We start from the raw sequence: 21,773 nt of genomic DNA, 5'->3' as shown, positions 1-21,773 counted from the left end.
TTCCTTCGAATTCCGCCATGGCACACCGGCAATGGACCGGCGATGCGCCCGTGCTGCGGCTGCATGTCGGACTCGAGGATCCGCAGGACCCGATCGCCCACTTGGCGCAAGCCCCCGCCGCCCGCTGTGCCGGCACTCTGACTCCAGCCAGCGAATATCTCTTCTCCATGTCCTCGAAATCCAATTCCTTTTCCGTGGCACCCGATCCGCGCGTCCGCGTGGCCGTCGACGTCGGCGGCACCTTCACCGACGTGGTGCTGCTGCGCGGCGCCGAGAAGCACACACTGAAGGTGCTCACCACGCCGGCCGCCCCCGAGCAGGCCGTGCTTGGCGGGGTGCAAGAGGTGCTGCAGCAGGCGGGCATCGGCTGGGCCGATGTCGACCTGCTGATCCTCGGCACCACGCTGGCCACCAACGCGCTGATCGAGCGCAAGGGCGCGTCCACGGCGCTGCTCACCACGCACGGCTTTCGCGACCTGGTGGAGATCGGTCTCGAAGACCGCTTCGCGCAGTACGACGTGTTCCTCGACAAGCCTGCACCGCTGGTGCCGCGCCACTGGCGCCACGGGGTGGTCGAGCGCGTGGATGCGGCCGGCCGCGTGATCACGCCACTGGACGAAGCGCAGGTGGCCGTGCTCGCGAAGCAACTGCTGGCCGACGGCATCGAGAGCGTGGCCGTGTGCTTCCTGCACGGCTATGCCAATCCCGCGCACGAGCGCCGCGTGCGCGAGCTGTTGGGCCAGCACGCGCCCGGCCTGTGGGTGTCGCTGGCGTCCGACGTGTGCCCCGAGATCCGCGAGTACGAGCGCCTGTCGACCATCAGCGCCAACGCCTATGTGCAGCCGCAGGTGGCGGGCTATCTGCGCCGCCTGCAGGAAGGCGCGAGCGCACGCGGCCTGCGTGCCGAGCCCTTCCTCATGACATCGGGCGGCGCCATCACCACGCTGCAGGCCGGCATCGACGAGCCCGTGCGGCTGGTCGAGTCGGGCCCCGCGGGCGGTGCGGTGCTGGCGCGCCAGGTGGCCGAGCAGATCGGCGCCACGCGCGCACTCTCGTTCGACATGGGCGGCACCACCGCCAAGATCTGCTTCATCGACGACTACCAGCCGCAGATCAGCCGCAGCTTCGAGTTCGGCCGGGTGCACCGGCACCTGAAGGGCTCGGGCCTGCCGATCCGCATTCCGGTGATCGAGATGGTGGAGATCGGCGCGGGCGGCGGCTCCATCGCCCGCGTCAACCACCTGGGTGTGGTGCAGGTCGGTCCCGACAGCGCAGGCTCCGCGCCCGGTCCGGCCGCCTACGGCCTGGGCGGCGAACAACCCACCGTGACCGACGCGCACGTCGCGCTCGGTACCATCGACCCGGCGCGCTTCGCGGTCGGCAAGGTGCGGCTCGACCCGCAGCGCGCACGCGACACGCTGCTGCAGGGCCTCACGGCGCAGACCGGCCTCGATGTGGAAACTGCTGCGCAGGCCGTGGTCGAGATCGTCACCGAGAACATGGCCAATGCCGCGCGCGTGCATGCCTCCGAACTCGGCAAGGCGGCGGAAGAAAGCACGCTGATCGCCTTCGGCGGTGCGGCGCCGCTGCATGCCGCCCTGCTGGCGCGCAAGCTGGGCATCGCACGGCTCGTGATTCCCAACTCGGCCGGCGTCGGCTCGGCGCTGGGTTTTCTGTGGGCGCCGGTGGCCTACCAGACCGTGCGCAGCCTCGCGCAGCGGCTCGACCGCATCGACCATGCCGCGGTGGACAAGCTGTTGATCGAGCTCACGGCCACGGCCGACGACGTGGTGCTGCGCGCCGCGCCCGGGGCCGCGCTGGTGCGCCATCGCCAGGCCTTCATGCGCTACGCCGGCCAGGGCCACGAGATTCCGGTCGAGTTGCCCGAAGGCCCGTTCGATGCGACCGCGAGCAAGGCTTTGCATCGACGCTTCGAGGAACGCTATGCCGCGCTCTACGGCCGCAGCCTGCCGCACATCGCGGCCGAGGCGGTGAGCTGGTCCGTCGCGGTGGAGGCCGGGGGCCGCGCGGCGCCGGAGCCTGACGAGGTGGCGGCCGACACGGGCCGCGCCGCACCTTCGGGCACGCGCCGCCTGTACGACGCCGACGCCGGCCGGTGGGCCGAGGTGCCGGTCTATGAACGCACCGCGCTCGGCGTGGGCGAGTGGATCGAAGGCCCGGCGCTGATCGTCGAAGACGAGACGACCACGCACGTCATCGCCGGCTTCGAGGCGCGTATCAGCAAGCTGGGCGCGCTGGTGCTCAACGACACGACCGCCGTCCAGCTCGACCACGCCGAGGCCGCCGAAGCGGTCCCTGCATGAGCGCTACAGGCCGTCAGGCGCTGCGCCAGCAACTGGTGTGGAGCCGGCTGCTCGCGGTGGTCGAGGAACAGGCGCAGGCGCTCATCCGCACCGCCTTCGGTACACCGACGCGCGAGGCCGGCGACCTCTCGGCCGGCGTGTTCCTGCCCGACGGCCGGATGGTCGCGCAGGCCGTGACCGGCACGCCGGGCCACGTCAACTCGATGGCCGATTCGGTGCTGCATTTCTTGCGCGCCTTTCCGGCCGACACCATGCGCGACGGCGACGTGTTCGTCACCAACGATCCATGGAAAGGCACGGGCCACCTGTTCGACGTGGTCATGGTCACGCCGGTGTTCCACGGCGGCAAGCTCGTGGCGCTGTTCGCGTCCACTGTGCACGTGGTGGACATCGGCGGCGTCAACGCCGGGCCCGATGCGCTGGAAATCTTCCACGAAGGCCTGTTCCTGCCGCCGCTGCGCTTCGTGAGCGAAGGCGTCTTCGAGGAGGCCGTGCTGGACATCGTGCGTGCCAACGTGCGCGAGCCCGGCCAGGTCGAGGGCGACTTCCACGCACTGGTGGCCTGCAATGCCGTCGGCGCCGCCAGACTCCAGCGCCTGCTGCGCGAGTTCGGCCTGGCCGACCTCGAGGCGCAAGGCGACTACATCATCGAACGCTCTCGGCTCGCGATGCGCGAGGCACTGCGCGAATGGCCCAAGGGCACCTGGCGCAACCAGATGACGGTCGACGGCTACGACACGCCGGTCGAACTGCATGCGGCCGTCACCATCTCGGACGACGGCATCCTGGTCGATTTCGAGGGCACCTCGCGCGCCATCGCGCGCGGCATCAACGTGCCCAAGGCCTACACCGACGCCTACACCTCCTTCGGCATCCGCTGCCTGGTGGGTGCCGACGTACCCAACAACGCGGGCTCGCTGGCACCGATCCGCGTGGTGGCACCCGAAGGCTCCATCGTCCACGCGCTGCCGCCTGCCGCGGTGGCAGCCCGCGCGGCCATCGGCCAGATGCTGCCCGACCTCGTGTTCGGGGCGCTGCGCCAGGCACGGCCGGACCGCGTGCCGGCCGAGGGCGCCTCGTCGCTGTGGAACATCCGGCTGTCCGGCGGTCAGCCGATCGAGGGCGGGCCCAACGAGGCGCTGCGGCGCGCGCGGCGCTTCAACATCGTGAGCTTCAGCACCGGTGGCACCGGCGCGCGGCCGGGCAAGGACGGGCTCTCGGCCACCGCCTATCCGAGCGGCGTGCGCAACGTGTCGCTCGAGATCCTGGAGACCCAGGCGCCGCTGCTGTTCCGCCGCAAGGAATACCGGCCCGGCTCGGGTGGCGCCGGCGCTTCGCGCGGCGGACTTGGCCAGGTCATCGAGATCGAGAACGCCGACGGCGACCCGATGGTGCTCTCGGCCACCTGGGACCGCGTGCGCTTTCCGGCGCGCGGCGCGCTCGGTGGCGGCGACGGTGCGCCGGGTGCCGCGCGGCTCAAGCATTCGGGCACCGCGCTGCGCGGCAAGGGCCGCCAGGTCATTCCCGCCGGTGAGGTGCTCGTGGTCGAGACGCCCGGTGGCGCGGGCCTGGGCGACCCGGCAAGGCGCGACCCCGCGCTGGCTGCGCGCGACCTGAAGGCCGGGCTCGTCGGAGCCGCCGCCCCCGCGCCTCTTGTCGAATCCACAGGGACCGCCGCATGAGCAACACGCCCAAGGCGCTGGCCAGCCGCCAGCTCATCCGCAACCAGCTCGCCTGGAACCGCCTTCTCTCCGTGGTCGAGGAACAGGCCCAGGTGCTGATCCACACCGCCTTCGGCACCTCCACGCGCGAGGCCGGCGACCTCTCGGCCGGCGTGTTTCTGCCCGACGGCCGCATGATCGCGCAGGCCGTAACCGGCACGCCCGGCCACGTCAACTCGATGGCCGAGTCGGTCAAGCACTTCCTGCAGCGCTTTCCCATCGAGACGATGGAAGACGGCGACGTGTTCCTCACCAACGATCCGTGGAAGGGCACCGGCCACCTGTTCGACATGACGATGGTCAAGCCTGTCTTCCATGGCGAAGGCGATGCACGGCGCGCGGTGGCGCTGTTTGCCTCCACGCTGCACGTGGTCGACATCGGCGGCATCGGTTCCAGCCCCGACGGCCTGGAGATCTACCACGAAGGCCTGTTCCTGCCGATCCTGCGCTTCGTGCGCAAAGGCACCGTCGATCCGGCCGTGCGCGCGATCATCCGCGCCAACGTGCGCGACCCGGAGCAGGTCGAGGGCGACCTGTACGCGCTGGTCGCCTGCAACGAGGTGGGCGGCCGGCGCCTGCGCACGCTGCTGCGCGAGTTCGGGTTCGACGATCTCCAGGCGCTGGGCGAATTCGTCATCGCACGCTCGGCCCAGGCCATGCGCGAGGCGCTGCGCGACTGGCCGCGCGGCACCTGGCACAACACGCTGGTGGCGGACGGCTACGACGCGCCCATCACGCTGCAGGTGTCGGTCACCATCGCCGACGACGGCATCGTGGTCGACTTCGGCGGCACCTCGGGCACGGTGGCGCGCGGCATCAACGTGCCCAAGGCCTACACCGACGCCTACACCTCCTTCGGCATCCGCTGCCTGGTGGGTGCCGACGTGCCCAACAACGCCGGCTCGCTGGCACCGATCCGCGTCGAGGCGCCGGCCGGCTGCATCCTGAATGCGCTGCATCCGGCCGCGGTGACCGCGCGCCATGTGGTCGGCCAGCTGCTGCCCGATGTGGTGTTCGGCGCGCTGCGCCAGGCGAGGCCGGACCGCGTGCCGGCCGAGGGGGCCTCCTCGCTGTGGAACCTGCAACTCGTCGGCGGCGAGGTGCTGGCCGGCACCTCCGCGGCCAACGCCGAGGCGGTCCGGCGCGGCCCGCGCTTCAACGCGATCAGCTTCTCCACCGGCGGCACCGGCGCGCGCCCGGGCAAGGACGGACTGTCGGTGACGGCCTACCCGAGCGGCGTGCGCAACGTGTCGCTCGAGATTCTCGAAACCCAGGCGCCGATCGTCTTCGAGCGCAAGGAATTCCGCACCGACTCCGGCGGCGCCGGAACCATGCGCGGCGGGCTGGGCCAGGTCATCGAGGTGCGGCATGCGCGCGTAGACGCGGCCATGCTGATCGCCGCCGCGTTCGACCGGGTCGACCATCCTGCGCGCGGTGCGCTTGGCGGGTTCGACGGCGCACCGGGCCGGCTGCGGCTGGCTTCGGGCGCCGGGCTGCGCGCCAAGGGGCGGCAGCTGATTCCTGCGGGCGACCGGCTCATCGTCGAGACGCCCGGCGGCGGCGGCCTGGGCCCACCGTCCAGGCGGGACCCGGCGGCGGTGGCGCGCGACCTGCGCGAAGGCCTGGTCTCGGCCGAAGCGAACGGGGCCGCCGAAAGTGCCGAGCCGGCCGATGCCTGACCTTCTTCTTTTTCTTTCACGTCGCCAGTCTCTCCCCACCATGCATCTCCTGATCCAGACGCTGCGGCTTCGCAGCGCCGTCGCCGCCACCCTGCTTGCAGCACACCTTGCCGCTCATGCGGCTCCGCCCGCGCATAGCGGCACGCTCACCCTGCTCCTGACCAGCGAGCCCACGGCGCTCGTCACCATCGGCAACGTCGCCACGCCCATCCTGAGCGTGAGCGCCAAGGTCACCGAAGGCCTGCTCAAGTACGACCACGACGTCAACCCGCAGCCGCAGCTGGCCACCAAGTGGGCGATCAGCCCCGATGGCCTGACCTACACCTTCACCCTGCGCCAGGGCGTGAAGTGGCACGACGGCAAGGACTTCACCTCGGCCGACGTGGCGTATTCCATCGAACTGCTCAAGAAGATCCACCCGCGCGGGCGCAACACCTTCGCCAATCTCACGGCCGTCGACACCCCCGACAAATACACGGCCGTGCTGCGCCTGTCGAAGCCCGCGCCCTACCTGATCCGCGCGCTGGTGGCCACCGAGACGCCGATCGTGCCCAAACACGCCTACGAAGGCACCGACCCCGCCAGCAATCCGAACAACAACGCCCCGGTCGGCACCGGCCCGTTCAGGTTCAAGGAGTGGGTGCGTGGCAGCCACATCGTGTACGAACGCAATCCCGAGTACTGGGACAAGCCCAAGCCTTTCGTCGACCAGCTGATCGTGCGCTTCGTGACCGACCCGGCCGCCGCCGCCGTGGCTTTCGAGACCGGCACTGTCGACCTGGGCTACCGCACACCGGTCCCGCTGGCCGACCTGGAGCGCCTGAAGAAAGTGCCGGCGCTGCGCTTCGAGACCAAGGGCAACAGCTACTCGTCGAACGTGACGCGGCTGGAGTTCAACCTCGACAACGAGTACTTCAGGAACGAGAAGGTGCGCCAGGCCGTGGCCCGCGCGGTCGACCGCAGCGTGATCGTGAAGGTGGTGAACTACGGCTACGGCCAGGTGAGCTACTCGCCGATCGCGCCGGGCCTGAAGGCCTTCCACGACCCCGCGCCCTCCCCCTACGCCTTCGACCTGAAGAAGGCGAACGCGCTGCTCGACGAGGCGGGCTTTCCGAAGAAGGCCGGCGGCGTGCGCTTCAGCGTGCCGCTGGACTTCAATCCCATCGGCTCCGACGGTCCGCGCCTGGCGGACTACCTGCGCTCCGCACTGGCCCGGATCGGCATCGCGGCGACAGTGCGCGCCCAGGACCCGAGCGCCTTCATCAAGCGCATCTACACCGACCGCGATTTCGCCCTCACGACGAACGGCGCGAGCAACCTGTTCGACCCGACCGTCGGCGTGCAGCGCCTGTACTGGTCGAAGAACTTCATCAAGGGCGTGCCCTTCTCCAACGGCACCCATTACCAGAGCCCGGCGGTGGACAAGCTGCTCGAAGACGCCGCCATCGAGAACGACCCGTCCAGGCGCCTGAAGCTCTTCAAGGATTTCCAGGACACCGTGGCGCGCGACGTGCCCGACCTGAACCTCTACCAGCCGGTGTTCATCACCATCGCCAACCAGCGCGTGCACGACCACTCGCTGACGGCCGATGGGGTCGAGTCGAACCTGGCGGATGTCTGGGTGGACGCGGCGAAGAAATAGGCCCTGATCGCCCTTTCTTCGCGCCCGCAAAGTTGGTCCCGGAACTGCTGGTCGCGCGTTGGCAGCGCTGGTTCGGAGTCGCCCGGGCGCAGCTGGTGTTTCTTGACTGCATTGGTCAATGTATATACAATAATATCTACACTGCACCCTCTGGGAGTCCATTCATGTCGCAATCCATCGCGAAGCTCTTTGCGACCGGCGGCAGCCAAGCCGTGCGCCTGCCTGCCGAATTTCGGTTCGACGACACCACCGAGGTCTACATCCGACGCGATGAGGCTACAGGCGACGTCATCCTGTCCACCCGCGCGCCAGCGGACTGGCACGCGTTCATGCAGTTGCGCAAGCAACTGGGCACCATTCCTGCCGACTTCATGCCCGCGCGCGAACAAGGCGAACAACAGCGCGATCCGTTCGAAGGCTGGAAGGAATGACGCTGTACATGCTCGACACCAATGCGGCAAGCGAGGCGATCCGTGGCAATCCGGCCTTCGACGCCCGCTTGCAAGCCATGGCTCCGGGCCAATGGTGCATTTCCGCAGTGACCTGCTCCGAACTTCGATTCGGCATTGCGAGACGTCCCGAAGCTGTGCGGCTGCACCGGATCGTGCAGGAGTTCCTGCGCATCTCGCCCATCCTGCCCTGGGACGCGCAAGCGGCAACGAAGCACGGCGATCTGCGCGCCCACTTGAAGGCGAGCGGCACGCCCATCGGCGATTTCGACGAAATGATTGCGGCGCACGCATTGGCAGTCGGCGCCGTGGTCGTCACCGACAACACGCGACACTTCGCACGCGTGCCCGGCCTCGTGCTCGACAACTGGCTTCGCGCACCAACGGGTCACTGAGCACCGGGGGCCTCAAGCCGCCTTGCGCCGCTCCATTCCTGGCACAGCCGCAATCAAACTGCGCGTATACGGATGCTGCGGCCGGTCCCAGATGTCCCGATGGCTGCCGGTCTCGACGATCTTTCCCTTGTTCATCACCATCACGCGGTCGGCGATGTAGCGCACCACCGAAAGGTCGTGCGAGATGAACAGGTACGAGAGCCCGAAATCCTCTTTCAGTTCCACCAGCAGGTTCAGGATCTGCGCCTGCACCGAGACGTCGAGCGCCGACACAGGTTCGTCGAGCACCACCAGCGAAGGCCGCAGCACGAGTGCGCGCGCAATGCCGATGCGCTGGCGCTGACCGCCCGAGAACTCGTTGGGAAAGCGCCGCCCCGCATCGGCGGGCAGGCCCACGCGCTCCAGGATGGCGGCGATCCGGTTGCGCCGTTCCGCGCGATCCGACACGCCATGCACCTTGAGCACCGATTCAATGATGTCGAACACGCTGCGGCGCGGATTCAGCGACGCGTACGGGTCCTGGAACACCATCTGCACGCGCCGCCGCCAGGGCTTCAGCGCTCTTTCCGGCAGCGGCGCGATGTCGGTGCCGTCGAACACGATGCGGCCGGAAGCCGGGTTCGCCAGCCGCAGCAGCGTGCGCGACAGCGTCGACTTGCCGCAGCCCGACTCACCCACCAGGCCCATGGTTTCGCCCGCGCGAATATCGAACGACACGCCGTCGACCGCATGCAGCACGCCACCGCCGCGCTGGGGGTAGTCGGTGCGCAGGTCCTGCACCGACAGCAGCGGCTCGGCGGCCGGGCCGCGCACACGCAAGGCCCGCACTTTCGACGCGGGTCGGGGCACATGGAGCGTGAAGTCGCGCACGCCGGTCGCGGGGTCCAGCCGGGTCTGTATTTCGGGCAGCCGCGCATCGGCGTAGTGCAGCGAACTGCCGGCATGGAGCGACGCGCCGAGCAAGCCCTGGGTGTAGGCGTGCGATGGCGCGGCAAAGAGTCTGGAGGTGGGCGCCTCCTCGACCTTCTGTCCGCCATACATCACGGCAACGCGATCGGCCCACTGGGCAACCAGGCCGAGGTCGTGCGTGATCAGCAGCAAGGCCATGTCGAGTTCGCGGCGCAGGCCGTCGAGCAGCGCGAGGATCTGGGCCTGGATGGTGACGTCCAGCGCGGTGGTGGGCTCGTCCGCCACCAGCAGGCGCGGCTTGCAGGCCACGGCCATTGCGATCATCACGCGCTGGCGCTGGCCGCCCGAGAGGTTGTGCGGATGGTCGTCGATGCGCCGGTGCGGCTCGGGAATGCGCACGAAGTCGAGCAGCTCGATGGCCCGCTTGCGCGCGGCGACGGCGGAGAGCTTTTCGTGGCGGCGAAGCGTTTCCTCGATCTGCGCGCCGATGGTATGCACCGGGTTCAGCGAAGTCATCGGCTCCTGGAAGATCATCGCGATCTCGCGGCCGCGCACTTCGCGCAATTGGGCCTGCGGCAGCGCGAGGATGTCGCGTCCATCGAAGTGGACGCTGCCGCGCAGCACCGCGCCGGGCGTCAGCAGCCGCAGCAGTGCCAGCGCGGTGGTCGACTTGCCGCAGCCCGATTCGCCCACGAGCGCCAGCGTTTCGCCGCGCTGCATGGCCAGGTCCAGCCCGCGCACAGCCTGGATCGGGCCGTTCGAGCCGTGGAAGAAGACATCGAGGCCGCGCACATCGAGCAGCGGCGGCGTGGCCTGCACTTGTTCGAGCGTCATCTCAACGCCCCCTCAGCCGTGGGTTGAACGCGTCGTTGAGCCCGTCCCCCACGAGGTTGAGCGCCAGCACCGTGAGCACGATGGCCGCGCCCGGCAATGCGGTGAGATACCAGGCGGTGCGCAGCAGTTCGCGCCCCTGCCCGATCATGCTGCCCCACGACACGGCGTTGGGGTCGCCCATGCCAAGGAAGGACAGCGCCGACTCGATGAGGATGGCGCTCGCCACCAGCACCGAGGTGGTCACGATCACGGGGGGCAGCGCATTGGGCAATATCTCCTGGAAGATGATGCGCGCGTGGCCGAAGCCCTGGCTGCGCGCGGCCAGCACGAACTCGGTCTCGCGCAGCGTGCGGAACTCGGCGCGCACCAGCCGGGCGATCACCGGCCACGACGCGAGCCCGATGGCGAACACGATCACCGGCACCGAAGGCTGGCCGATCGCGACCACCACGATCACGAACAGGAACGAAGGCATGGTCTGGAACAGCTCGGTGATGCGCACCAGCACGTCGTCGACACGGCCGCCGAAGTAGCCGGCCGAGGCCCCCACGAGCACGCCGATCAACAGGCTCAGCGTGGCCGCCACCACCCCCACCGCGAGCGAGATGCGTGCGCCGTGCGCGATGCCGGCAATCACGTCGCGGCCGAGCGAATCGCTGCCGAGCGGATAGGCGGCGTCCTGCCCCGGCCAAAGCAGCGGCGGCGCCACCATGTCGAGGGGGTCGCCGGGGTACAGCAGTGGCGCGGCGAGCGCCAGCACGAGCATGAAGGCCAGCAGCACCATGCCCGCCACGGCGGCCGGGTTGCGCAGGAAGGCGCGCAGCGCAGCGTGGCGGCTGGACAGCGGCTTCGCGTCGACGGCGGACTTCGCGGCCACTGCCGGCGCACGGCGTGCGGCGACCGGAGTCGGCGCTGCCGGTTGCCCAATGGCTGCATCAAGGGTAAATGGTGTGGACATTGGAAATCGCAGTCAGAAATCTGGAGAGGGAACTCAGCGCACCTGAATACGGGGATCGAGCCAGGCATGCAGCAGGTCGACCAGCATGTTGGCCAGGATGACCAGCAGCGAGGACATCAACAGCACACCCAACAGCACGGTGTAGTCGCGGCCCGCTACCGAATCGAAGGCCAGCCGCCCCAGGCCGGGCCAACTGAACACCGTCTCGACCACCACCGCGCCGCCCAGCAGCGTGCCGAAATGCATGCCTGCGACGGTGGTGACGGGAATCAGCGCGTTGCGCAGCACATGGCGCAGGTTGACGGTCCACGGGTGCAGCCCCTTGGCTTCGGCGGTGCGCACGAAGTCCTGCCGCGCCACCTCGAGCATCGCGGCGCGCGTGAGGCGCGAGAAGATCGCGATGTAGAAACCCGACATGGCCAGCGCGGGCAGCACCAGGTGGCGCGCCACGTCGAACACGTGCGTCCAGCCGGTGTAGCCCGCGCCGATGCTCTCGCTGCCGCCGGTGGGCAGCCAGCCCAGGTGCACCGAGAACAGCACGATGGCCATCAGGCCGAGCCAGAAGCCCGGCGTGGAGTACAGCAGCAGCGCCAGCACCGAGAGCGTGCGGTCCTGCCAGCGGCCCACGCGGGTGGCCATGATGGTGCCCAGCGCAATGCCGATGGCCAGGGCGAACGCCAGGGCCGTGACCATCAGCAGCAGCGTGTTGCCCAGCCGCGCGCCGATCAGCGACGCCACCGGCATGTTGTAGCGCGGCGAAGTTCCGAGGCTGAAATGCGCGAGGTTGTCAAGGTAGGCGCCAAGCTGGTGCAGCACGGGCAGGTCGAGCCCGAAATGGCTGCGCAACTGCGCCATGCTCTCGGCCGTGGCGGAGCCGGATTCGGCGGCCACCACGTCGGCGGCGTCGCCCGGGATCCACTGCATCAGCACGAAATTGAGAAGGATCACGCCGACGACGGTCGGCACGGCCTGCCAGGCCGTGCGTGCCAGCGTGCGGCTTGCGCTGCGCAGGTTCATGGGAGTTGGTGCAGTCCTGGTGAAAAGCGGTCGATGGGCTTGCAGCGTATGCGGGCCTGGCCCGTGCCGCGAAGGAAGTTTTTCTTCTACGGATATGCGGTTTGCTTCGTTGGCTACATGGCCGCCTGAAGGCTCTGGCCGAAAAAAGATCTCACAGGCACACCACAGCGAGCAGCACGCCCGCGAGCCTGAACAGCGTCGACAGGTCGAACGAAACCGAGGCCCCCGCGGCCAGCTGCGCCGGCAGCCCCCACACCAGTGCGCCGAACAGCGCGATGCCGATGGCGCTGCCGACCTGGCGCGCAGCACCGAGGATGGCGGAGGCGGTCGCCGAGCGTGTGGGCTCCACGCTCGCGAGCGTGCGCGAGATCAGCGCCGGCGTGGCAATGCCGGCGCCGATGGCCATCAGCAGCAGGCTGGGCAGGATGCGCAGGTAGGGCGTGGTCTCGTCGATGCCGTGCAGCAACCCCGAGCTCAGCGCAAGGAGCAGCAAGCCCGCGACCACAGGTACCCGGGGCGAGTAGCGCCGCGCCAGGTGGCCGCTCGCGAGGTTTGCCAGCATGATCACCACGAACGGCAGCAAGGCGAAGCCGGTCTGGGTCGGCGTGTAGCCCTTGGCGTTCTGGAAGTACAGGCTCAGCACGAAGATCATCCCGTAGAAGGTGAGGTTCATGACAACGCCCAGCATGATCGAGGCCGAGAAGGCCTTGTTGCGGAACAGCCCGAGCGGAATCATCGGTTCCGCCACACGCGATTCGGTGAACACGAACGCCGCGATGACCACCGCCGCAACGGCAAAACCCGACAGCACGGACGCCGCGGCCCAGCCATGCACGCCGGCCTCGATCACCGAATGCGTGAGGAAGAAGAGCGCGAGGATGGCCAGCACCTGCCCGGTGATGTCCAGCCGCTGCGTGGCCACGCGCACGGTTTCGGCAACGTAGCGGCGCGTGGCCCAGAGACCGAGGGCGCAGATCGGCAGGTTCACGAAGAAGATCGAGCGCCACCCGAGGCCGCTCGTGAGCGCGCCGCCGACCACCGGCCCCGCGGCACTCACCACGCCGCCGATGGCGCTCCACCATCCGATGGCGTGTGTCCTGGCCGCCGCGTCGCCGGCACAGGCATGCGAGAGCAGCGAGAGCGAAGTAGGCAGGATCAACGCGGCGCCGATGCCTTGTGCCGCGCGCGCCACGATCAGCACGCCGATGGAAGGCGCGAGCGCGCAGGACAGCGAGGCCAGCCCGAACAGCACCAGCCCGAGGCTGAAGACGCGCCGGCTTCCGAAGCGGTCGGCAAAGGAGCCCGCCGTGAGCAAGAGCGCGGCGAAGGCCAGCGTGTAGGCGTCGACGATCCATTGCAGGCCGGTTGCGCCGGCGCCGAGGTCCTTGCCGATCTGCGGCATCGCGACGTTCACGATGGTCACGTCGAGCTGAACCACGACGAACCCGAAGCTCGTTGCGGCCAGGGTCCAGCCGATGCCCGTGCTGCGTGCGCCGGTCCATGGCGGCGCCGCGATGCTCCGCAGACCTTCCGATCCGGTGCCCACTCGGCCCCGTTCAGGCCGCGAGCCGCCGCGCATCGGCCTGCCAGATGGCACCGGCATAGAGCGATTCGTCGAAGTCGGGTGGCACCTCGGCGCGCGTGCGCTCCTCGTGCAGCGCGAGGTCGGTCAACAGCAGGTCCTCGCTGATGCGGCGCACCACCGCGGGCACGTAGCCGCGGATGCTGGGCACGTCGCCCAGCGGCAGTCCGGTGCTGGCGAATCCGCCGGGGTTGTAGGTGTGGATGTCGCGCAGCCAGGGCGCGGTACCGGGCGTCTTCTCGAGGTACTCAAGTCCTGCGCCCAGGTAGGGTGCGGCGCCGAGTTCGTCGTCGCGCTCGTGCGCGGGCGGCTCGAAGCGGTCGCGCCAGCGCAGCACCAGATCGGCAATGCCGGCCAGCTCGGGGTGCTGCGAGAGTTCGTGGGTGTAGCCGGTTGCGGCGATCGCAAAATCGAAGTGGAAGCGCTCGTCGTGCACCAAGGCGACGATCTTGCCGCCCTGCACCTCTGCGCCCTGCCAGGGCGCGGCCAGGTGCAGATGGAAGTTCGGAAACTTCAGCACGCGCTCCACCGAATCCAGCGGCGGCGTGGTGCCAAGCCGGCGGTAGCGTGCCGCATGGTGCCAGCGCGTGGCATCGGGCAGCGCAAGATAGTTGTCGTAGAAGCCCGGATAACTGCGCACGCGCGCGACCGGTGTGGCCGCGAGCCGATTGCGGCGTGCGAACAGGTGCACCGCTGCGGCGCCGCTTTCGAGCGCCACGGCCGCTGCGTCGAAGGCCGATGCGGCGGCGCCGATCACGGCCACGGTCTTGCCTGCGAGCGCCGCGAAGTCGATCGCGTGGCCGGTGTGGGCCGCAAGGCCGTGGCTCACCGCCGTTGCCAGCAGGTCGGGAATGAAAGGCGCGCCGCTGCCGGCCACGCCGTTCGCGAAGATCAGCTTGCGTGCGGTCTCGGTGCGCGGCTCACCGTTCACTTCGAGGTGCAGCCGCAAGTGCGGCACCGCCCCACCCTCCGCCGGCTCGAAGCGGATCAGGCGCGTGCCGTAGCGCACCGCCGTGCCGGTGATGCTGCGGAACCAGTCCAGGTACTCGGCCCAGGCGGTGCGCGCAATGCGGTCGATGGCGCCATAGGCCGCCTGCCCGTGCCGCGATTCGTACCAGGCCTGGAAGCCCAGCGCCGTGACCGGGCCTTCGGGGCCGACCAGGTTCTTGAGCGTGCGCAGCTTGTGCATGCGCGCCCGCGCGCGCCATACGCCGGCCTGCGATGCATCGGCCGCCGCATCGATCACGCTGACGCCGCCGACGCCCGCGCGCTGCAGCGCGAAAGCGAAGGCGCTGCCGGTCTGGCCCCCGCCGACGACGACCACGTTGTGGTCGATGCCGGCATGCGCGGGCACCCAGTTGGCGGGCGCGGGGCCGAGCAGGCGCAGCGCTTCCTGCGCGGCGTGGTCGGGATTGCTGGAGGAGGAAGAGGAACTCATTTGCAGTGCCTGTCGTCGTGAAGCACGCATGTGCGTGCAAAAAAAACGGACCCAGGGGGCCCGCGAAACGTCGCTTTGGGTACGACGAGGAGACACTCACCCCGAAGGCAAGACAGGCGATTCTTCAGCCATTGGTGCGAAAAGCGAAGCACGGAATCCGCATACGCAAATCCGTCTTTCTTCTTTGGCATTGCTGACGCGAATCGGAACTCCGATCCCCGCAACGTAGACGCATCACCGGATCAGCGGCAGCTCGATCGCAATGCGAAGTCCGCCCCACTGCGACGCCGAGGCCGTGATGCGCCCTTCATGGGCCTGCACGATGTTGCGGCAGATGGCCAGTCCGAGGCCGCTGCCGCCGGTCGCGCGATTGCGCGACTGTTCGACGCGGTAGAAGCGCTCGAACAGCTTCTCCAGTTTGTCGTCGGGCACGCCGGGCGCGCTGTCCTCGATGAGGATGAGCGCGGCGGCGCCGTGCCGGGCGCAGCCCACGCGGACCATGCCGGCGCCATCCGTATAGCGGCGCGAATTCTCGAGCAGGTTGCCGAACAGCTGATGCAGGCGCACCTCGTCGCCACTGACGATCAGCGGCACCTCTGCAATCTGCAGTACCAGTTGCAGCGACGCCGCGTCGAGCCGCTGCCGCATGCTCTCGGCCGCCGCCTGGAGCACCGTGCCCACATCGACGGGAACCCGCCGGTACGCCATGGCGCCGACGTCGCTCAGCGACAAGTCATGCAGATCGTTGACCAGCTTGCCGAGCCGCTCGACCTCCATGTGCATGGCGTTGGTCGACTGGATCGTGGATGAACGGATGCCATCCTGGATTGCCTCGAGTTGCGCGCGCAGCACCGCGAGCGGCGTTCGCAGTTCATGGGAGATATCCGCCATGAAGCCCCGCCGCGCGCGATCGGCATGCTCCAGCGTCCGGGCCATGTGGTTGAAGTCACGTGCCAGCGCCCCGAGTTCGTCATGGGCGCCATCGGCAATGCGCGACGCGAAGTCTCCTGCGGCCAGGCGGTGCGTGGCCCGGGCCATATCCCGAACCCGCCGCAGCAGCGTGCGCGCAAGGATGAGAGTGAGCAAGGCCGCCACGAGAAGCGATCCGAGTCCGACCATCGTCAAGGCGGTGAACTGGTGTTCGAGAAAGCGCTTGTCGTTCTTCGGAAGCACCGCCTCGAACGGCACCGTCGCGATCCAGCCTACTGTCCGTCCCTCGACCACGACGGGCACGCGGATCGAATGGGTGTCGATGCCCGGATTGCCGACCACACGGCGCATCTGCGCGTCCAGCAGGCCCACGCGCGTAAGTGCGCCGGTCTGGTTGGAAGCCGCCTCCTGGAGCGCAGGATCACCCTTCGCTTCCTGGAGAAAAGGCAACACCAGATTCACCCACTCCCGGGAGTCGGAGCGCAGGAAGTCCCAGCTGCCACGAACGGCATAGGCTTGCGCGAGGCGTGGAACGATCTCTTCCAGCCGCGTGCGGCTCTGCTGGTTGAGATAGCCCAGGAAGCCGCGCTCCATCACGAGCCGCATGGCAATGGCCTGCACCACGACCACGGCAGCGCAGGCCAGCAGAACGAACAGGAAGAGCTTTGCCCGGATGCCGAATTTCATGAGAGCGAGAGGCTTGCCGATCGGACCGCGTGCATGGAGGCGTCCCGGCCGCCGTCATCCCGCGGGTTGGATGGCCGAGGCGTAGCCACCCAGGAACACCTGCACGGCACGGCGCGTCGCCTCCCGCAGTTCCCTGCGGGTCAGCGGCCCCTGGATGCCCAGGAGACTCGGCCTGACGGTTTCCGAGTCCAGCAGCGCCATCAGGTGGTGTGCCGCCGTGGTGGGATCGGCGCTTCGCAGGCGGCCCTTGCGCATCTGCCGCTCCAGGAAACCCGCCACCTCGGCGAGGCCCTTCTTGGGCCCTCCCTCGAAGAAAAGCCGCCCGATGTCGCTGCGGCCCGATTCGGCGATCACGGCCCTGTGCGCCTGGATGACCTCTTGCGAACACACCACGGCCAGGACCTTCTCGCCGAACCGCTGCAGCACGCGCGCGAGATCTTCATCGCCCTCCTCTGCCAGCGCCGTGAAGATCGGCTCGAAGTGGATCTTCGCCGAGGCGTGGATCACGGCAACGAACAGTTCCTCCTTGGATTTGAAGTAGCCGTAGAGCGTTGCCCGCGAGCCGCCGACGCGTGCGGCAATTTCCACCATCGAGGCGCCCTCGAACCCCAGTTCCCTGAAGACTTCCGACGCCACCTGGACGATGGCATCGCGCTTGGCTTCGGTCTTGACTCGCATCTCGTTTCTCTTTATTTCTGTACACAGGTGCTCATTATTGATTGACAACTCGCTGGAAGTCAAAATACATTTCAGTACAGCACTGTCTAATTAACCCATGGCCGGCCCCACCGCCCGGCCCCTTCCCCAGGAGAATCGCGATGCGTCCCCCTCTCACCTATGGCCTGACCTTTGCCGCGGCCATCGTGTCCACCTTCCTGCTGGTCGCCTGCGGCAAGCCGCCCGGCGGTCCGCCGCCGGCGCCGGGCACGCCCGAGGTCGGCATCGTCACGGTGCAGCCGCAGCGCGTGGCCATCTCCACCGAACTGCCGGGGCGCACCGTGCCTTTCCTCATCGCCGACGTGCGCCCGCAGGTCGGCGGCATCGTGAAGTCCCGCAAGTTCCGCGAGGGCAGCGACGTGAAGGCCGGCGAGGCGCTCTACCAGATCGACCCCGCCACGTACAAGGCGAGCTACGACAGCAACGTCGCCGCGCTTGCCAAGGCAGAGGCCAGCCTGAGGACCACGCGGCTCAAGGCCGAGCGCTACAAGGAACTGGTCGCCATCAAGGCCGTGAGCCAGCAGGACTACGACGACGCGGCCGCGTCACTGCAGCAAGGCGAGGCCGACGTTGCCGCGGCCAGGGCCAACGCGGAGACGAGCCGCATCAATCTCGCCTATGCGCGCATCGATGCTCCGATCTCGGGACGCATCGGCAAGTCAACGGTCACGCCCGGCGCGCTGGTCACGGCCAGCCAGTCGACCGCGCTGGCGACCATCCAGCAGCTCGATCCGATCTACGTGGACCTGACGCAGCCCAGCGCCGCAGTGCTCCAACTCAAGCAGGCAATGGCGCGCGGCGACCTGCAAAAGAGCGGCGCCAACGCCGCCCGGGTGCGGCTGCTGCTGGAAGACGGCAGTGCGTATTCCATCGAAGGCAAGCTCGAGTTCTCGGATGTCACGGTGGACCAGAACACCGGCGCCATCACGCTGCGCGCGGTGTTTCCCAACCCTGATGCCGACCTGCTGCCCGGCATGTACGTGCGCGCGGTGCTGCAGGAAGGCGTGAAGGAGCAGGCGCTCATGGTGCCGCAGCAGGCGGTGTCGCGCGACGGCTCCGGCAAGCCGATGGCCTACGTGGTGGACGCCCAGCACAAGCTGCAGCGGCGCGCGCTCGAGACCGAGCGCGCCGTCGGCGACCAGTGGCTGGTGAAGAGCGGCCTCGCGGCCGGCGACAAGCTGGTGGTGGACGGCCAGCAGCGCGCGGCGCCGGGGGTCGAGGTGAAGACGGTGCAGTGGAGCCCCAGCTCCAAGCCGGGCACCCAAACGGCCAAGGCCGCCCCGCCGTCATCCGCTGGCGCGGCGAACTGATCGAGAGACCGCCATGGCACGTTTCTTCATCGACCGCCCCATCTTCGCGTGGGTCCTCGCCATCATCGTGATGCTGGGCGGCGTCATGTCCATCGCCACGCTGCCGATCGCGCAGTACCCGAGCATCGCGCCGCCTGCCGTCGCGATCACGGCAAACTACCCCGGCGCTTCGGCCAAGACGCTGGAAGACACCGTCACCCAGGTCATCGAGCAGAAGATGAAGGGGCTGGACCGGCTGAGCTACATGGCCTCGACCAGCGAGTCCTCGGGCTCGGTCACCATCACGCTCACCTTCGAGAACGGCACCGACCCCGACACCGCGCAGGTGCAGGTGCAGAACAAGCTCTCGCTGGCCACGCCGCTGCTGCCGCAGGAAGTGCAGCAGCAAGGCGTCACCGTCACGAAGTCGGCCACCAACTTCCTGAACGTGCTGGCCTTCACCTCGGAAGACGGCAGCATGAACGGCTCCGACCTGTCGGACTACGTGGCCGCCAACGTGCAGGACGCCATCAGCCGCGTCGAGGGCGTGGGCGACACCACCCTCTTCGGTTCGCAGTACGCCATGCGCGTATGGCTCGACCCGAACAAGCTCGCCAACTTCAGCCTCACGCCGCTGGACGTGAAGAGCGCGATCCAGGCGCAGAACGCGCAGGTGTCGGCCGGCCAGCTCGGCGGCATGCCGGCCGCGGGCAGCCAGCAGCTCAACGCGACCATCACCTCGCAGACGCGCCTGAAGACCGCGCAGGAGTTCGAGGACATCCTGCTGCGCACGCAGACCAACGGCGCGCAGGTGCGTCTGCGCGACGTGGCGCGCATCGAGCTGGGCAGCGAGTCGTACAACACGGTCGGCCGCTACAACGGCAAGCCGGCCGCCGGCCTGGCCATCAAGCTGGCGGCTGGCGCGAACGCGCTCGACACGGTCAAGGCGGTCGACGCCCGCGTCGCAGAGCTCGAGAAGTTCTTTCCGCAGGGCATGAAGGTGCAGAAGCCCTACGACACCACGCCGTTCGTGCGCATCTCGATCGAGGAAGTCGTCAAGACGCTGGTCGAGGCGATCGTGCTCGTGTTCCTGGTGATGTATCTCTTCCTGCAGAACTTCCGCGCCACGCTGATCCCGACCATCGCGGTGCCCGTGGTGCTGCTCGGCACCTTCGGCGTGCTCGCGGCCTTCGGCTTCACCATCAATACGCTCACCATGTTCGCGATGGTGCTGGCCATCGGCCTGCTGGTGGACGATGCCATCGTGGTGGTGGAGAACGTCGAGCGCGTGATGACCGAGGAAGGCCTCTCGCCGAAGGAGGCCACGCGCAAGTCGATGGGCCAGATCACCGGCGCGCTGGTCGGCGTGGCCCTGGTGCTGGCGGCGGTGTTCGTGCCGATGGCCTTCTTCGGCGGCTCCACGGGCGTGATCTACCGGCAGTTCTCGATCACCATCGTCTCGGCGATGACGCTGTCGGTGCTGGTGGCGCTGGTGCTCACGCCGGCGCTGTGCGCCACGCTGCTCAAGCCGGTGCCCAAGGGCCATGCGATGGCGAGCACCGGCTTCTTCGGCTGGTTCAACCGCAGCTTCGACCGCGGCAACGGCCGCTACCAGGGCATCGTGCGGCACATGATGGGCAAGGGTTGGCGCTACATGGTGCTGTACGCGGTCCTGCTGGCGGCGGTGGTGTTCGGCTTCATGAAGCTGCCGGTGGGTTTTCTGCCGGACGAGGACCAGGGCACGATGTTCGGGCTGGTGCAGTTGCCGCCGGGCGCGACCAATGCACGCACGGAAGAAGTGATCCGCCAGGTGGAGCAGCACTTCCTGGTCGACCAGAAGGATGCGGTCTCCGGCATCTTCACGGTGGCGGGCTTCAGTTTTGCGGGCAGCGGGCAGAACACCGGTTTCGCCTTCATCAAGCTCAAGCCCTGGGACGAGCGCAAGGGCGAAGCGTTGAGCGTGACGGGCGTGGCAGCGAAGGCCGGCGCTTTCTTCAACACCATCCGCGACGCCAAGGTGTTTGCCTTCGCACCACCGGCCGTGGCAGAGCTCGGCAACGCGACCGGCTTCGACCTGATGCTGCAGGACCGCGCCAACCTCGGGCACGAAGCCCTGATGCAGGCGCGCAACCAGCTGCTCGCCACGCTCGGCAACGACAAGCGCCTGGTGGCCGTGCGTCCCAACGGGATGGAGGACACGCCCGAGTTCAGGCTCGAGATCGATCCGCACAAGGCGCAGGCCCTGGGCCTTTCGATGGCCGACATCAACGACACCTTCTCGGCCGCCTGGGGCAGCAGCTACGTCAACGACTTCATCGACAAGGGCCGCGTGAAGAAGGTGATGCTGCAGGCCGATGCGCAGTACCGCATGCTGCCCGAGGACATCGACCGCTGGTACGTGCGCAACAGCGCCGGAACCATGGTGCCTTTCACTTCATTCGCCAAGGCGGGTTGGAGCTCGGGTTCGCCGCGCCTGGAGCGCTACAACGGGGTTCCCTCCATCGAGATCCTGGGCATGGCCATGCCGGGCAGCGCTTCCAGCGGCGAGGCGCTGGCCATCGTCGAGGAGGCGGTGGCCAAGCTGCCCGCGGGCATCGGCTACGAATGGACCGGCCTGTCGCGCCAGGAGAAGGCCTCGAGCGGCCAGACCGGCCTCTTGTACGCGCTGTCGATCCTGATCGTGTTCCTCTGCCTGGCGGCGCTCTACGAGAGCTGGGCCATTCCGTTCTCGGTGATCATGGTGGTGCCGCTCGGCGTGCTGGGCGCGCTGGTCGGTGCGATCCTCACGTGGAAGATGAACGACGTGTACTTTCAGGTGGGCCTGCTCACCACGATCGGCCTCGCATCGAAGAACGCCATCCTGATTGTCGAGTTCGCGAAGGACCTGCACGCACAGGGCAAGGGACTGGTCGAGTCGGCGCTGGAAGCCGCGCGGCTTCGCCTGCGCCCCATCCTCATGACCTCGCTGGCCTTCATCCTCGGCGTGCTGCCGCTGGTATTGGGAAGCGGCGCCGGGGCCGGCGCGCAGCATGCGCTGGGCACGGCCGTGATCGGCGGCATGCTGTCGGGCACTGTCCTCGCGATCTTCTTCGTGCCTCTTTTCTTCGTGCTGGTGCGCGGCCTGTTCAAGGGCAAGGACCAAGGCGATTTCGCCGAGCCGGCCTCACATTCACACCCGGCTGCGGCCGCATCCTGAGGTCTT

15 protein-coding genes are annotated in these 21,773 nt (G+C 68.4%); 8 read left to right on the top strand and 7 right to left on the bottom strand.

Features of this window, described 5'->3' with window-relative positions; genetic code table 11:
- Nucleotides 1–167 precede the first annotated feature (167 nt).
- The 6 genes from ACAM58_RS29765 (at nt 168) to ACAM58_RS29740 (ending at nt 8,210) form a co-directional block, all read left to right on the top strand.
- Nucleotides 168–2,324 carry a hydantoinase/oxoprolinase family protein gene (locus ACAM58_RS29765; protein WP_051128007.1) on the top strand — a complete coding sequence of 719 codons (2,157 nt, stop codon included), beginning with the start codon at nt 168–170 and terminating at the stop codon, nt 2,322–2,324.
- A complete protein-coding gene (locus ACAM58_RS29760) occupies nt 2,321–4,006 on the top strand; it encodes a hydantoinase B/oxoprolinase family protein (protein WP_369664585.1) in 1,686 nt (561 codons plus the stop codon). Before ACAM58_RS29765 ends, ACAM58_RS29760 begins: the two co-directional genes overlap by 4 nt.
- Nucleotides 4,003–5,724 carry a hydantoinase B/oxoprolinase family protein gene (locus tag ACAM58_RS29755; protein ID WP_369664584.1) on the top strand — a complete coding sequence of 574 codons (1,722 nt, stop codon included), beginning with the start codon at nt 4,003–4,005 and terminating at the stop codon, nt 5,722–5,724. The genes ACAM58_RS29760 and ACAM58_RS29755 overlap by 4 nt, the downstream gene beginning before the upstream one ends.
- 40 nt (nt 5,725–5,764) lie before the next feature.
- On the top strand, nt 5,765–7,366 hold the full coding sequence (locus ACAM58_RS29750) for an ABC transporter substrate-binding protein (protein ID WP_018904248.1): 1,602 nt from the start codon (nt 5,765–5,767) through the stop codon (nt 7,364–7,366).
- Between the two features lie 164 nt (nt 7,367–7,530).
- Nucleotides 7,531–7,797 (top strand): antitoxin, encoded by a 267-nt coding sequence (locus ACAM58_RS29745; protein WP_018904249.1) that lies wholly within the window; start codon nt 7,531–7,533, stop codon nt 7,795–7,797.
- Nucleotides 7,794–8,210, top strand: a complete 417-nt coding sequence (locus ACAM58_RS29740) for a PIN domain-containing protein (protein WP_018904250.1) — start codon at nt 7,794–7,796, stop codon at nt 8,208–8,210. Before ACAM58_RS29745 ends, ACAM58_RS29740 begins: the two co-directional genes overlap by 4 nt.
- Before the next feature lie 12 nt (nt 8,211–8,222).
- On the opposite strand, the gene ACAM58_RS29735 is transcribed toward ACAM58_RS29740, so the two are convergent.
- From ACAM58_RS29735 to ACAM58_RS29705, 7 genes are all read right to left on the bottom strand, one after another.
- Complete coding sequence (locus ACAM58_RS29735) at nt 8,223–9,953, bottom strand: ABC transporter ATP-binding protein (protein WP_018904251.1); 1,731 nt, start codon at nt 9,951–9,953, stop codon at nt 8,223–8,225.
- A gap of 1 nt (nt 9,954) precedes the next feature.
- Nucleotides 9,955–10,737 carry an ABC transporter permease gene (locus ACAM58_RS29730; RefSeq protein ID WP_230537784.1) on the bottom strand — a complete coding sequence of 261 codons (783 nt, stop codon included), beginning with the start codon at nt 10,735–10,737 and terminating at the stop codon, nt 9,955–9,957.
- A 207-nt stretch (nt 10,738–10,944) separates the two neighbouring features.
- Nucleotides 10,945–11,928, bottom strand: a complete 984-nt coding sequence (locus tag ACAM58_RS29725; RefSeq protein ID WP_018904253.1) for an ABC transporter permease — start codon at nt 11,926–11,928, stop codon at nt 10,945–10,947.
- Between the two features lie 151 nt (nt 11,929–12,079).
- Nucleotides 12,080–13,474, bottom strand: a complete 1,395-nt coding sequence (locus tag ACAM58_RS29720) for an MFS transporter (RefSeq protein ID WP_018904254.1) — start codon at nt 13,472–13,474, stop codon at nt 12,080–12,082.
- A 10-nt stretch (nt 13,475–13,484) separates the two neighbouring features.
- On the bottom strand, nt 13,485–14,948 hold the full coding sequence (locus tag ACAM58_RS29715; RefSeq protein WP_369664583.1) for a SidA/IucD/PvdA family monooxygenase: 1,464 nt from the start codon (nt 14,946–14,948) through the stop codon (nt 13,485–13,487).
- Between the two features lie 234 nt (nt 14,949–15,182).
- Nucleotides 15,183–16,565 (bottom strand): sensor histidine kinase efflux regulator BaeS, encoded by a 1,383-nt coding sequence (gene baeS, locus ACAM58_RS29710; RefSeq protein ID WP_018904256.1) that lies wholly within the window; start codon nt 16,563–16,565, stop codon nt 15,183–15,185.
- Nucleotides 16,566–16,619: 54 nt separating this feature from the next.
- Nucleotides 16,620–17,243 carry a TetR/AcrR family transcriptional regulator gene (locus tag ACAM58_RS29705; RefSeq protein ID WP_018904257.1) on the bottom strand — a complete coding sequence of 208 codons (624 nt, stop codon included), beginning with the start codon at nt 17,241–17,243 and terminating at the stop codon, nt 16,620–16,622.
- Between the two features lie 140 nt (nt 17,244–17,383).
- On the opposite strand from ACAM58_RS29705, the gene ACAM58_RS29700 reads away from it, so the two are divergent.
- Nucleotides 17,384–18,592: an efflux RND transporter periplasmic adaptor subunit gene (locus tag ACAM58_RS29700; protein ID WP_369664582.1), complete on the top strand. Its 1,209-nt coding sequence runs from the start codon at nt 17,384–17,386 to the stop codon at nt 18,590–18,592.
- Between the two features lie 13 nt (nt 18,593–18,605).
- On the top strand, nt 18,606–21,767 hold the full coding sequence (locus ACAM58_RS29695; RefSeq protein WP_307594726.1) for an efflux RND transporter permease subunit: 3,162 nt from the start codon (nt 18,606–18,608) through the stop codon (nt 21,765–21,767).
- Nucleotides 21,768–21,773 lie beyond the last annotated feature (6 nt).

The sequence above is a fragment of the Variovorax sp. V116 genome (genome assembly GCF_041154435.1).
GTDB lineage: Bacteria > Pseudomonadota > Gammaproteobacteria > Burkholderiales > Burkholderiaceae_C > Variovorax > Variovorax paradoxus.
Note: the sequence above shows the minus strand (reverse complement) of the source record. Positions and strands in the feature narration are given on the sequence as shown.